Here is a 13550-nt window from a genome sequence, read left to right on the forward strand (position 1 = left end):
AAACCCGCAATATACAATTTTTATTCAAAATAAACAGTATTATCCTTATATGTCTTCAATATAATATCCAGCTCTTCTTTTGTAAGCTTATGAGATAATTTTGGCAACTCATTAATATCAAAAAAATCTACCTTATTAACCTCAAAATTTGGGCTATTCTCACCACCCACAATTTCTGCTACAAATACCAAACTATAAACATTATAAATTTCACTTTGAGTATAATTATTTCTATCCATAAGCGCTAAAAATTTAGTCACTTTAATATCATAACCCGTTTCTTCTTTAACTTCTTTAATACATGTTTCAACTGGCGAAAGATCAATATCACACCAACCACCTGGAATAGTCCATTCATTTGGAGTATCGGCATCTTCAGCCATTAGAAGTTTATTATTTTGAAAAATAACCACTCGCACACCTGGCTGCGGTGTTGGATAATACATATCCCTGTATATATCATAAGGTTGCACATCAGACTTGATATACTCATGTAACATCTTTGAGCTCAGCTCTAATAGCTCATGGTAATTATCCAAGGCATATGGACATTTAGAATAAACAACACCCGTATGAGATATTGCTTGGACTTTCTTTATAAACTCAAATATTTTATCTTTATGCATCAATTTATTTTTTCAAAACAAATAAAATAAAATATATCACATATGCAACTTAAGATTAATGGCTAAACTTAGCTATAATATCATTTACAACGCATTAAAGCAGTCACAATATATGAGAATAGAACATATTGCAATTTGGGTTAAAGATATTGAACTAATGAAAGATTTTTATTGTAAATATTTTAATGCAAAACCAAATGATAAATATATAAACCCCATAAAAGGCTTTTCTTCTTATTTCTTATCTTTTGAATCTGGAGCAAGATTAGAAATTATGCACTCAAAAAACATGAACAATTTAAATCTCGATAATACAGAAAGATTTGGTTTAATCCATCTTGCCATATCAGTAAGATCTAAAGAAAAAGTAGATCAACTAACAGAACAACTAAGAAATGATGGTTTTAAAATTATAGGGGAACCTAGAATCACAGGCGATGGATATTATGAAAGCTGTGTACTTGACCCAGAACAAAATTTAATAGAAATCACAATCTAACAAAAAATCGTTATACAAAAAAATCAAAACCTACTATAAATTAATCTTTTTTGTTTTTATGTTTTTTACCACCATGGACTTTACATTTCTTTAGATCATCTTTTGAGTTAGCTTTTTCTACACAGGCTTGTTTTTCTTGCAACATTTTAAGAATTCGTTGCTTTTTAGCCTCAAATTTTTGTTGCTTTACTTGTTGATTATCTACATTTGTATTCGAATCTGTTGCACTATCTGCAGCAAAAATAAGTACTGGAGAAGCCAATAGCAACATTAATAACATTTTTTTCATATCTTGCTCCCTAAACTATCAAAAATGAAAAGAATTATAGATTTAATATACCACACATATACTGGTATTATCACTATAATACTTGTCACTAAATTCTAATTCATTGAACATTAAGAGATCATAAATCGATTACTTACTATACCTTAGAAAAATAAAAAATGACTAAACTACTGAATATGTAAATATATAATAAAAATTTACACAATATACAGAATGATACAAATAGAATTAACCTTTTTTGATTTCAGCAATCTTAGCTTTCCAAAGCTTAGGACCTTGCTGATGCGCTGAAACACCAAGAGAGTCTACAGCAACAGTTACTGGCATATCTTCTACTTCAAACTCATAAATAGCTTCCATACCAAGATCTTCAAAAGCGACAACTTCCGCTTTCTTGATTGATTTAGAGATTAGGTAAGCAGCACCACCTACTCCCATAAAATAAACAGCCTTATTTTTTGCAATAGAGTCAATAGTAGCCTGACCTCTTTCTGATTTACCAATCATACCAGCAATACCAGCTTTCTCTAACATAAATGGTGTAAATTTATCCATACGCGTAGCTGTAGTAGGACCTGCAGGGCCAACAACTTCATCACCAACTGGATCAACTGGACCTACATAATAGATAAATCTACCTTTAAGATCTACAGGGAATTCTTCGCCAGCATTATACATATCCTGTAAACGCTTATGCGCTGCATCACGACCAGTCAAGATCTTACCTGTCAATAAAACATTATCACCAGATCTAAGAGCTTCGATTTCTTCTTTAGTAACTGTATCAAGATTGATTTTCTTAACATCATCATTTTGTGCTTGCTCGATTACTGGCCAACCTTCGATCTTAGGTGCTGGCAAATCAACAGCTCCAGAACCATCTAATGTGAAATGCACATGACGAGTAGCCGCACAGTTAGGAATAAGAGCTACAGGCTTACATGCCGCATGAGTTGGGTATTCATTAACCTTAACATCAAGCACAGTTGTCAAACCACCAAGACCTTGAGCACCTATACCAAGAGCATTGACACGATTATAAATATCTAATCTTAGTTGCTCAGTCTCATTTTGAGGACCATTTTTGATGATATCTTGCATATTAATCTCTTCACCTAGAGATTCTTTTGCAAGAAGCATAGCTTTCTCAGCTGTACCACCAATTCCGATACCAATAATTCCTGGTGGACACCAACCTGCTCCCATCTGTGGAAGCATCTCTTCTACCCAGTCGATAATGCTATCACTAGGATTTAAAACTTTAAATTTTGACTTAAACTCAGATCCGCCACCTTTTGCGGCGATATCAATCTCGATTTTATCACCATGAACCAAATCAATATGTACAATTGCTGGTGTATTATCTTTTGTGTTTTTTCTAGCTCCATGAGGAGGGAAAACCATAGATGCTCTCAAAGGGTTATGTGGATCATTATAGCCACGACGCACTCCCTCATTAACAAGCTCTGTAATTGTTCTATCAGTTTTATCAAGCTTAGCATCCATACCAACTTTTACAAACGCACACACCATACCTGTATCTTGACAGATTGGACGCTTACCCATAGCAGACATTCTTGAATTGATAAGAATCTGTGCCATCGCGTCTTTTGCTGGCTTTGATTCCTCACGTTGGTACGCTTCATACATTGCATCAATAAAATCTTTCGGGTGATAATATGAAATATATTGCAATGCTTCTGCAACACTATTTATTAGATCTTCTGTCTTGATAACAGCCATTAGCTAATCCTCTTGTTTTTAAATACAATATTCACCTTTATTATAGCAATATTAGCGAATGTTTTTTAAGTTTATAATCTTATTATATCCATTTGCTATAGTTCTTAAAGCAACCAAGTAAGCCTCAAATATTTATGATTAGCACATATGAGAAACTACTTACACAAAAAAACACTAAGCCAACGATAACTCCATTAATGACTTTATCTTTTTTAGATTTAAGTGTTCCTTTCCTAACACTTTGCTTATACAAAGTCCTAACAACTACCACCGTAGCTATCAAACCAATTAAAATTGCAACCACACTAGCCAATAACATAATAATCACACATCCACGTAATTTACTCTTTGCTTAAACCACTTATCCACCAATTTCTTTTTTAGATGTGGATATTCACTTTCTACTATAGCTGTAGCACTAGATATTTTATCATAATTATCATAATACTCATTTATATCAAAAGTCTTAAATGTTGACACTCCTGACTGCTCTTTACCTAAGATATCTCCCGCTCCGCGTATCTCGAGATCTTTCTCAGCTAAATAAAAACCATCTTGCGACTCTCTTACAAGCGATAGTCTCTTCTTGCCAACTTCACTTATCCTATCACTATAAAGCAGTATACAATAACTCTCCTTTGCCCCTCTACCAACTCTTCCTCTTAGCTGATGAAGCTGAGATATGCCCAATCTTTCGGCATTATCAATAATCATAATACTCGCATTTGGCACATCTACTCCAACCTCAATCACTGTAGTGGCAACCAATACCTTGTACTTTTTGGCTTTAAAATCACTCATCTCTTGTATTTTATCTTTTGATTTCATACTACCGTATACAAGACCCACATTTTCCTTGCCCAAAGCTTCTGCTAGTTCTTTATGTAAGGTTTTGACATCCTGTAAAAAGTCCATATTTTCAGACTCTTCAACCAAAGGACAAACCCAATATACTTGTTCGCCACGAGATACTGCTTCTTTAACCTTACCTATCAAACTTTGTTTTTTAGCTCTATTTAAGACTGTTGTTACTATAGGCTTACGATTAGGCGGTAACTCATCAAGTATTGATAATTGCAAATTTCCATACAGAGTCATCGCTAGAGTTCTAGGAATAGGTGTAGCTGAAATTATGAGCTGATGAGGCACCAGATGCCTATCGTTTAGAGATGATTTATTAATTAAAGCTAAACGCTGCTCAACACCAAACCTATGTTGCTCATCAACAACTACCAGACCCAAATTACAATATTCAACACGCTCTTGAAACACAGCATGAGTTCCGACAATAACACAATCTTTTTTAGACTTAATAACTGCTAAACTTTCTCTAGTTTGCTTTGCAGTTAACTTACCTAATAGTGGTACAACATCAATATCCAAATCTGGCATATATGATGCAAAAAAACTATAATGTTGCTCAGCCAAAATCTCTGTAGGCGCCATCACAACTGCTTGATATCCTGACTTAACTGCAGTATATACAGCCATAGCTGCCACAATTGTTTTACCCGCGCCAACATCACCTTGCAGAAGCCTTATCATTGCACTTGATTGACTTATATCCGCTAAAATCTCTGTGATTGTACGTTGCTGAGCTTGGGTTAATTGATAAGGTAGCTTTTTATAAAATTCATTTTGCTGAGACTCTTCTAAAGACAATCTTGGAGCACTACTATTTGTTATGCTTTTACGAATACTCTCCTCAGCAAGTTTGTAGGCAAGCATTTCTTCAAACTTTATAGAAGATCTAGCAATATTTATAAATTTGTCATCTATAGAATCTGTAAGAGCATGGACATAATACAAGGCATCACTAAAACTCATCAAACCAAATCCACGCAATAGCTGTCTTGGTAAAATATCTGCAACACTTTTACTTTTAAGGCAAGATAAAATTATTCTAGACACCACTTTATCAGAGACCTTTTTTAACCGATAAACTGGTGAAAACTCTTTTTTGATAGCACACACACCATCTTTTATAACTGCCCATTCTGGATGAACCATTTGTGGATTCAACGATAAATCGACTTTACCATAACAGCGCACATATTCAGCATTTTCAAGTGCGAATATTTGATTAGGGTAAAATTTAAACATTACAATAGTACAAATTCCAGTCTCATCATTTACTATAAAGCGTAAGAATTTCTTACCAAACTTCTTGTATGTTAAATTGGTTATTCTACCCTCAATGAGATACTTCTTATCTGTCACCAAAGAACTTATGGTGCTGACAAAACGAGTATCTTTGTACTCTTTAGGGAAGATTGTCAAAAGGTCATCCGGATTATACAGATTATATTTAGCTAGCGCTTTAATAGTTGCCTCACCAACACCTTTGACTTCATTAAATTTCATAAACTTTTAAATCAGAAAGTCGACTGAGTTGAATTTTAACATCTCAAAAGTCAAATTAACAATTCAATTGCTAATACAATCATTTATTGTTAAATTTGAATAATCTATTTATAACTAAAAAGCATAAATATTATGAAACAAATAGTTTTTATTGCGATTTCGATTGCATCAATTTTAGGATTAACTGCATGTGGTCAGACTGGAGCTTTATACTTACCAGATGAAAAAAGTGTAAGCTCCGGTTCTACTATTGCTACCTCAGGCTCTAGCATGATGAATAAATCCAAACAACAAAACTCATCAACAAACAATGCCAATGAGAAAATAGATTACGATCCGAGCACTCCATCAAGATACGTTAACCCAACTACTGCTCAAGCCTATGAAGGAGAAGGCAACTTTAATTACAATAGCAATATTTTGGATTCAGAGCAAGCAGGCGGAACTCCCATAATATAAACTCAAAAGTTATTATTCACAGACAAAACAATAAAACTTATTTATATTACAGGTTTACTTTTTATACAAAAAATAATAAAATCTTCGAGATATTGTATAAAAATAATAAATAAATTTGCCCAGGGAGGGTTTCTAGATGTCTAAAGTTTGTATAGTTACAGGTAAAAGACCTGCTACTGGTAATAATGTTTCTCACGCACAAAACAAAACAAGAAGAAGATTTTTACCTAATCTTCATACTCATAGATTTTGGGTTGAAAGTGAAAATAAATATATCAAGCTAAAAGTTAGCTCAAAAGGTATGAGAATCATCGATAAGAAAGGTATCGATACTGTTCTTAGTGATCTTAGAGCTCAAGGTCACAAAATTTAATCAAAGTTTTTTATAAAAAGGAATAAAAAAATGAGAGAAAAAATTAGATTAGTTTCTTCTGCTAAAACTGGACACTTCTATACTACTACTAAAAACAAAAGAGAAATGCCAAATAAAATGGAAATCAAAAAGTTTGATCCTGTTGTTCGTAAGCATGTAATGTATAAAGAAGCTAAAATCAAATAAGATACATTCTTAAACTTTTAAGGCCTTACACATGAAGCAAGCTTTTCATTTTAAAGGTGGTAACTATACTATCAGTGCCATTAATATTAATGTAACTGAAATTACACAGATTGAGAGTTTACTAAACTCTAAGCTTTCGCAGTCACCATCCTTTTTCCAAAATACTCCTTTTGCGATTGATATTCGTGATATAGACAAAAGTGAAAAGTGCACTATCAACTTCTTAGAGAAAGTTATTGAATCATTCAAATCCAATGGTATGGTTCCTATAGGTTTTGTAGTTGATAATAAGGAAATAAAAACTCAACTAGCTAAAGCTGGACACAACATACTCAAAGGCGGAAAAGCTAAAGATGCTAGCGCCGAGGATGAAAAACAGTCTTATTCAACAAAAATAATCACCTCTCCTGTTCGTACTGGCCAATCAATCAATGCTCGTGATGCTGACGTAATTATTACTGCCAATGTCAATAATGGCGCAGAAATCATTGCTGATGGTAGCATAATTGTATATGGTAGAGTTGGTGGTAGAGTAATTGCTGGTAGCTCAGGAAATAAAGATGCTAAAATAGTATGTAAGGACTTAAAAGCGGAATTAGTATCCATTGCAGGTAAATATGTTACACTTAACAATGAAAGTATACCTGTCGACAGTTCTAAAACTGATGGATATATAGTGTACTTACAAGATGACAAAATCCATATAGAAGGTTTTTAAAATTTTTAATAAGAGGCTTAAGCTAAAATGAGTGAAAAAAAGCAAGGTAAGGTTTTCGTAGTTACTTCAGGTAAAGGCGGTGTTGGTAAAACAACTTCAAGTGCAGCTATTGCATATGCTTTTGCAAAAAGAAACCTTAAAACAGTTGTTATTGATTTCGACGTTGGTTTAAGAAACCTCGACCTTATTATGGGCTGTGAAAGAAGAGTCGTTTATGATTTGATAAATGTTGTAAGAGAAGAAGCCACTATAAATCAAGCTATTATTAAAGATAAAAGAATCGATAATTTATATCTTATTCCTGCATCTCAGACTAGAGACAAAGACGCTCTAACTGAGGAAGGAGTAGATAGAGTAATTGAAGAATTAAAGCAAGCCTTTGATATCGTTATATGTGACTCACCTGCTGGTATTGAAAAGGGTTCTCTAATGGCTATGAGATGTGCCGATGCGGCAATCATAGTAACTAATCCTGAAGTTTCATCAGTTAGAGACTCTGACAGAATATTAGGCATGTTATCGAGCAAGACTCTAAAGGCTCAAAAAGAAGGCGAATTCAAAGAAATTCATCTTCTTCTAAACAGATATGATTCAGCTAGAGCAAAGGCTGGCGCTATGCTAAAGGCTGAAGATGTTAGTGAAATATTATATACACCTATCGTAGGTATAATTCCTGAGTCCAAAGATATTCTTGAGGCTTCAAACAGTGGGCACCCTATAACACATCTTGATGATACTATAGCTGCCAAAGCATACTTTGATGCTGTGGATAGAATTCTTGGTAAAGATATACCAATGAGATATACAGAACAGAAGACAAGTTTCTTCAAAAAATTAATAGGTAAATAGTAACCATGTTAGCTAAACTTTTTGGATTGGGTAAAAAACAGCAAAGCGCATCTTTAGCAAAAGAGAGACTTCAGATTATTGTTGCTCATCAAAGAAATGAACTACATCCAAGATCTTCAAAAATAAGTAGTCATTTACTTGCTGAACTTAAAGATGAGATTATTGAAGTTGTCAAAAAATATGTTGCTTTATCTGAAGATAATATTCGTGATATTGATATAAAAGTTGAAGATAGTAGCAAAAATTCAATAATTGAAGTTAATATTCCCTTCAATTAATTATTCATTTAAATAATGAGCAATACTGAATTCAAAAATGTATCTTTCTATAGGGGTGAACGTTGTATCTATGATGATGTCACTTTTTCGATCCCAACAAATAAAATAACAACAGTCTTAGGTCCATCAGGCGCTGGTAAAACTACAATTCTACAACTTATCGCCGGACTGATTAAACCTGATTGTGGTGAAATATATATTGACGATTATAGTATCAAAAAAAATACCAAAGAAAAGTATCTAGCACAACTGCGTAAAAAAATGGGTTTTCTATTCCAGTCAGGAGCTTTATTTACTCATCTGAGTGTATATGACAACATCGCCTTTCCCCTACGTAAAAATACTAATTTAAATGAGAATTTAATTAGAAATATTGTTTTACTAAAGCTTCAGGCAGTTAGATTAGCACATACTATTGACATGATGCCTAGTGAACTATCTGGAGGAATGGCTCGTAGAGTCGCGCTTGCAAGATCAATAGCTATGGATCCTGACATCATGATGTATGATGAGCCATTCACAGGTCAAGATCCAGCTTCTTTTAACAAATTATTAGAACTTATTTCAACACTAAATGAATCATTGGGAATGACTTCTTTAATTGTCTCTCATGACATACAAGAGTCATTGAACATTTCTGATCATATTATCATAGTTGGCAACAAGAAAGTCATAGCTAGTGATACTCCTGAAAATATAAAAAATAGTAAAGATAAACAAATACAAGATTTTTTGGCTGGTAGGCCTCTAGAGAATAACAGTAAAAATTCTGTAGATAAAAACTTCTTTTATAAAGAAATTTTGAGGTAATTATGTCAGTTTTTAATAATATATATAAACTTACAATTTCACTTATATATAGTTTTTTAAAATCTATTGATCTTGTATTAAGAATAGTTTTTAGTAAATTAAGCATAAGAGACTGCATAACTCAAATAAAAGCAGTTGGTGTTAACTCTATTATTATTATAGTGACATCTGGGATTTTTATAGGATTAGTATTAAGCTTACAAGGTTACTATACATTGTCAAAATTTGGGGCTCACTCGCTACTAGGCGTAATGGTTGCTTTAAGTGTTCTAAGAGAGCTTGGTCCTGTAGTTACTGCTATGCTTTTTGCTGGACGGGCTTGTAGCTCAATCACATCTGAAATTGGACTAATGAAGGCTACTGATCAAATCAATAGCCTAAAGGTTATGAATGTTAATCCAATTAGCTTTATATTATCCACAAGATTCTGGGCATGTGTAATTAGTGGACCAATCTTAGCACTTATCTTTGCAACAGTTGCAATACTTGCTGGATTTGTACTCGCAGAAGCTGGATTAGGGATAAGTTATGGAGAGTTCTGGAGCAATATTCAATCGTCTGTCACAATCTCAGATATTACAAATGGTATTATTAAAAGTTTGGTTTTTGCATTCATAACTGCATGGATAGCGTTATACCAAGGTTATTATTGTATTGCCGATTCAAACGGCATAGCTAAAGCCACAACAAAAACAGTAGTATATTGCTGCATGAGTGTGTTAGGTGCAGATCTAATTTTAACATCAATTATGTTTGGAGGAATTTAATGAGGAACAAGCATTTTGAAACCTCTGTAGGAATTTTTATTATCATAGGCGTTTTATGTCTTATATTTTTAACATTCAAAGTAAGTGGAACCTCTTTTAAGTCCTTTGGATCAAATGAATACACAATTGAAGCAGATTTTAAGAATGTGGGATCTCTACGCACAAATGCTTCTGTGAAAATTGCTGGTGTAGAAATAGGTAGAGTGACAAAAATTTCGTTAGAAAAAACCTATAATGGCTTTATGGCTGTAGTCACTATAGCAATAAATAGCGACAAGAAAATTCCTGCTAACTACTCTGCTGCAATAGCAATGTCAGGTATATTAGGAGATAACTATGTTGCCTTAACTCCTCCTAGTGAAGATATAATGTCTATAGCTGGTATTGGTGATACTGAAAATAACTCTGAGCAAGATAAGTATTTACACCAAGGTAGTGTAATAGAGCTAGAGAACACGCAATCTGCTCTAGATCTTGGGTCACTGATAAATACTTTTGTTGCAGGAAAGGATGAAGACAAAGGTAAGTGATGTAATTTGCTACTTTTAAATATATTGTTTTTGTATTAAAATTTATGCTCGTAAATTAAATCTAGGGAAACTGACTATGCTACGTAAAATTTCAATTTTGTTTGTAATTATGGTGGTAACCATATCAAGTGCTTGGGCTATAGAAAATCCTGTTGATATGCTCAATAGAACTATAGTAAAAACTCAAGATAAGCTAATCAAAAATGCTGATGAGTACAAACAAGACCCATATAAATTACTTCGCCTTGTTGATGCAGAAATTATTCCAATTGTTGCACCTAAAGTGATTGCTCAACTTGTAGTTGGCACTCCAAAATGGAAACAAGCAACACCAGAGGAACAAAAACAATTTATACGTTCAGCAACTGAGATGTTAGCGTTTATGTATGCTAAAAATGTTGCCTACGCAGGAAAATATAGATTGACGCTATTCCCATTCAACAAGGATGACAATAGCTGGGAGAAAAAGCCTATAGTTGTAGTAAATGGTAAAATTACTAACATTGATAACAATCAAAGCTCTGACTTTGCAGTGAAAATGTTCCAGAAAGATAATCAATGGCATATATATGACTTTGATGTTGCAGGTGTAAGTATTCTAAGAACATATCAACAACAATTTGCAGCCTATAAAACTGTTCCAGAAATGACAGAAGCTGCTCAAAAAGTTACTCAAAAAATCAAAGAAAAAACATATCCAAAACTTTTAGACAAAAACTATAATCTTCAAAGTATAGAATGATAACAATAAATAATAATAAATGGGTTATAGAATCAGAATTGACTCTAAAAACAGTTTCACAACTCTATAAGACATACAAAAAAGAACTATCTAAGCTAGGCAATATATGGATTATTGATTTTTCAAAATGTAAAAAAATCGATAGCTCAGGCTTATCACTAATAATTGAATATATAAAATGCGCTAAAAAATATAATATACAACTAAAGCTAGAAAATATTGATCAAAAAACACTTTCTCTAGCGAAAGTTCACGGTGCAAACACTATACTAGAAGAATACATGATTTAGTAATATTGGGAGAAAATATGACAAAAGAACAACTTAAAGATATTTTAGAAAATTCACTAACCAACTGTAACGCAGATATTCAAAGCGATGATAATGTACACTTTTCAGCTACTATAATTGCTGATGATTTTAACGATATGAAAAGCAAAGTTAAAAGACAGCAGTTGGTTTATTCTAAAATAAATGAGTATATCCTTTCTGGTGAACTTCATGCTATAGCAATGAAAACTATTGCCACTAATGAAGCTAAGTAAATCTAGATTCACAAATCATTAACTATATCAGCAATTAACTTAAATCTAGTCTAAGGTAACTAAAATATTTCGAAAACATGAATTTCCTGATATTACTGTAAACCGTAGTACTATATACTCTAGTTATTTAGAGCCCTGACTAATAAATCAAATTAGAATTCTGAGCCTATTGAAATACGCTTTTATTTACCCAAGCTATATGGCTTTGACTAAAATTTAGCCATTTTATTTTATATAAATAAGATTAAATAAATAGTGTGAAGCTAGTTGGCAAGTACATCTTCAGATATCGACTTTGTCACGCCATTGACAGTGACATCAAATCTAACGGTCACATCCTTCTTAAATGCTGGAATACGGTAGCAGTCATAGCTCACAAGTGTGGATCCGCCTCTCCAAATAACTTCATCTGGTGTGAATTTATATTCACCACTGCCTTCTCCCATCACCTCCCAAGTATCTTTACCTGTAGTATCATATCCATTAAATCTATAAACTTTACAGTTATTATTATCAGGATCATCTACATTTACTGTTATTTCTTTTCTCTCAATATTAGGCTCACTAACAAACATTATCTTGCCATATTTTGGTCTTGTGTCATAACTTACAAGCCCTAATTCAAAAAGTGGCTTAAATTTTTGAGTGTAATTAATGCTAAATGATTCACTTTCTTTATCAGCAACAAATACATTACTAGGTGCTATAAGTACTTCATAGCCATCTAACTCAGAAGCTGTAATAGTATATGCACTTTTATCTTGAGGAATTTCAATAGTGTATGTTTTATTTCCATCTAACTGTATCTCTTTATAATCTCCATCTGATGATGCTAACTTCAAAGTAGTAGTCTTGCCATCTGGTAAACCAGATATATCAAATGTAACCTTATCAACCTGTACTGGTAAAGACTCTTTATCAAAAGCTATAGTTACATTCGTAGGTTCAGCATTTGTAATCAATATTGTACTTGTAAAGCTAGGAGTATATTTAAAGCCATTCTCAATATAACCATCTACTTCTAAAGTATACTTAACTCCATCTTCAGATGCTGGTAAATTAGCGATATGTACTGGATTTGTAAAGTTTAGATTACCTTCAGATACAATTTTGCCATCACTATTTTTTATAACAAACTTAGGAGCTATATTAGTGGTGTCAGGAGTTTCTGCTACTAAATCAATAGATCCTGTTACAACTGCAGGAGCCTCATAGTTAACTTTGACTTTTTGAGTGTATCCTGGTGTTAGAGTGAATTTAGCTGGTTCAGCGACACCATCTGAACCATCAATTGTCTTAATTCTAACCTCGATATCCGCACTACTGCCAATATCTAAATCTATAGTCTTTATACCATTCCAATCTGTATCTGTAATTTGCGTAACTTTAGCATTATTTTTATATATATCAATTGTTGGCAATTCAGATGAATGAATAAAACTAGGTTTTGGAGGTAATTTAATAGATATCACACCTTTAGCTTTTGACTGCTCTCCAACTCTGAAATTCTTAAGCTCATATTTTGAACTGAATAATGTATCAAAATATAATGTATAGCTAGTATCCTTTGGTAACACATAACCCTGACTAGAAAAAGTATTTTTATTAACTTGGACTTTAACCAAATCACCATCTAGCTTAAATAATGCTCGTCCATCTGAACCATTGACTCCTACTACATAAACATTATTAGTCAAATCAAAATATATAGGATTAGTATTTAAATCCATATCTTGATCACAATGGAAAGTTAGATTGCCTTTTTTACCACTC

Annotated in this window: 19 protein-coding genes; 13 read left to right on the plus strand and 6 right to left on the minus strand. The window is 33.0% G+C overall.

What is annotated here, in order from left to right; genetic code table 11:
* Positions 1 to 20: 20 nt before the first annotated feature.
* Positions 21 to 626 (minus strand): NUDIX hydrolase N-terminal domain-containing protein, encoded by a 606-nt coding sequence (locus tag FTPG_RS00835; protein ID WP_004286511.1) that lies wholly within the window; start codon positions 624 to 626, stop codon positions 21 to 23.
* A 112-nt stretch (positions 627 to 738) separates the two neighbouring features.
* On the opposite strand from FTPG_RS00835, the gene FTPG_RS00840 reads away from it, so the two are divergent.
* Positions 739 to 1125 carry a VOC family protein gene (locus tag FTPG_RS00840; protein ID WP_004286512.1) on the plus strand — a complete coding sequence of 129 codons (387 nt, stop codon included), beginning with the start codon at positions 739 to 741 and terminating at the stop codon, positions 1123 to 1125.
* A 40-nt stretch (positions 1126 to 1165) separates the two neighbouring features.
* Here FTPG_RS00840 and FTPG_RS00845 read toward each other — a convergent pair whose 3' ends face one another.
* The 4 genes from FTPG_RS00845 to FTPG_RS00860 form a co-directional block, all read right to left on the minus strand.
* Positions 1166 to 1414, minus strand: a complete 249-nt coding sequence (locus tag FTPG_RS00845) for a hypothetical protein (RefSeq protein ID WP_004286513.1) — start codon at positions 1412 to 1414, stop codon at positions 1166 to 1168.
* A 228-nt stretch (positions 1415 to 1642) separates the two neighbouring features.
* Positions 1643 to 3157, minus strand: coding sequence for a fumarate hydratase (locus FTPG_RS00850; RefSeq protein WP_004286514.1), 1515 nt, complete (start codon positions 3155 to 3157; stop codon positions 1643 to 1645).
* Between the two features lie 124 nt (positions 3158 to 3281).
* Positions 3282 to 3476, minus strand: a complete 195-nt coding sequence (locus FTPG_RS00855) for a hypothetical protein (RefSeq protein WP_014714414.1) — start codon at positions 3474 to 3476, stop codon at positions 3282 to 3284.
* Between the two features lie 5 nt (positions 3477 to 3481).
* Positions 3482 to 5521 carry an ATP-dependent DNA helicase RecG gene (locus FTPG_RS00860; RefSeq protein ID WP_004286516.1) on the minus strand — a complete coding sequence of 680 codons (2040 nt, stop codon included), beginning with the start codon at positions 5519 to 5521 and terminating at the stop codon, positions 3482 to 3484.
* Positions 5522 to 5653: 132 nt separating this feature from the next.
* On the opposite strand from FTPG_RS00860, the gene lptM reads away from it, so the two are divergent.
* From lptM to FTPG_RS00920, 12 genes are all read left to right on the plus strand, one after another.
* A complete protein-coding gene (gene lptM, locus FTPG_RS00865; RefSeq protein WP_004286517.1) occupies positions 5654 to 5980 on the plus strand; it encodes an LPS translocon maturation chaperone LptM in 327 nt (108 codons plus the stop codon).
* Positions 5981 to 6116: 136 nt separating this feature from the next.
* Positions 6117 to 6353: a 50S ribosomal protein L28 gene (gene rpmB / locus FTPG_RS00870; protein ID WP_004286518.1), complete on the plus strand. Its 237-nt coding sequence runs from the start codon at positions 6117 to 6119 to the stop codon at positions 6351 to 6353.
* Positions 6354 to 6383: 30 nt separating this feature from the next.
* Positions 6384 to 6539, plus strand: coding sequence for a 50S ribosomal protein L33 (rpmG, locus tag FTPG_RS00875; RefSeq protein WP_004286519.1), 156 nt, complete (start codon positions 6384 to 6386; stop codon positions 6537 to 6539).
* Positions 6540 to 6570: 31 nt separating this feature from the next.
* The gene (gene minC / locus FTPG_RS00880; protein ID WP_004286520.1) at positions 6571 to 7257 is read left to right on the plus strand and encodes a septum site-determining protein MinC; all 687 of its coding nucleotides are present in this window, start codon (positions 6571 to 6573) and stop codon (positions 7255 to 7257) included.
* A 27-nt stretch (positions 7258 to 7284) separates the two neighbouring features.
* Positions 7285 to 8106, plus strand: a complete 822-nt coding sequence (minD, locus tag FTPG_RS00885) for a septum site-determining protein MinD (protein WP_004286521.1) — start codon at positions 7285 to 7287, stop codon at positions 8104 to 8106.
* 5 nt (positions 8107 to 8111) lie between these two features.
* Entirely contained in the window at positions 8112 to 8384 is a 273-nt protein-coding gene (gene minE, locus FTPG_RS00890) for a cell division topological specificity factor MinE (RefSeq protein WP_004286522.1), read from the plus strand.
* Between the two features lie 15 nt (positions 8385 to 8399).
* Entirely contained in the window at positions 8400 to 9194 is a 795-nt protein-coding gene (locus tag FTPG_RS00895; protein WP_004286523.1) for an ABC transporter ATP-binding protein, read from the plus strand.
* A 2-nt stretch (positions 9195 to 9196) separates the two neighbouring features.
* Positions 9197 to 9961 carry an MlaE family lipid ABC transporter permease subunit gene (locus FTPG_RS00900; RefSeq protein ID WP_004286524.1) on the plus strand — a complete coding sequence of 255 codons (765 nt, stop codon included), beginning with the start codon at positions 9197 to 9199 and terminating at the stop codon, positions 9959 to 9961.
* On the plus strand, positions 9961 to 10491 hold the full coding sequence (mlaD, locus tag FTPG_RS00905; RefSeq protein WP_004286525.1) for an outer membrane lipid asymmetry maintenance protein MlaD: 531 nt from the start codon (positions 9961 to 9963) through the stop codon (positions 10489 to 10491). Before FTPG_RS00900 ends, mlaD begins: the two co-directional genes overlap by 1 nt.
* 76 nt (positions 10492 to 10567) lie before the next feature.
* The gene (locus FTPG_RS00910) at positions 10568 to 11233 is read left to right on the plus strand and encodes an MlaC/ttg2D family ABC transporter substrate-binding protein (RefSeq protein WP_004286526.1); all 666 of its coding nucleotides are present in this window, start codon (positions 10568 to 10570) and stop codon (positions 11231 to 11233) included.
* Entirely contained in the window at positions 11230 to 11523 is a 294-nt protein-coding gene (locus tag FTPG_RS00915) for an STAS domain-containing protein (RefSeq protein ID WP_004286527.1), read from the plus strand. The genes FTPG_RS00910 and FTPG_RS00915 overlap by 4 nt, the downstream gene beginning before the upstream one ends.
* Positions 11524 to 11540: 17 nt before the next feature.
* The gene (locus FTPG_RS00920) at positions 11541 to 11777 is read left to right on the plus strand and encodes a BolA/IbaG family iron-sulfur metabolism protein (protein ID WP_004286528.1); all 237 of its coding nucleotides are present in this window, start codon (positions 11541 to 11543) and stop codon (positions 11775 to 11777) included.
* Between the two features lie 263 nt (positions 11778 to 12040).
* Here FTPG_RS00920 and FTPG_RS09965 read toward each other — a convergent pair whose 3' ends face one another.
* Positions 12041 to 12961 carry a hypothetical protein gene (locus tag FTPG_RS09965; RefSeq protein WP_325144826.1) on the minus strand — a complete coding sequence of 307 codons (921 nt, stop codon included), beginning with the start codon at positions 12959 to 12961 and terminating at the stop codon, positions 12041 to 12043.
* Between the last annotated feature and the right edge of the window lie 589 nt (positions 12962 to 13550).

Origin of the sequence: Francisella philomiragia subsp. philomiragia ATCC 25015, assembly GCF_000156715.1 — a bacterium.
GTDB lineage: Bacteria > Pseudomonadota > Gammaproteobacteria > Francisellales > Francisellaceae > Francisella > Francisella philomiragia.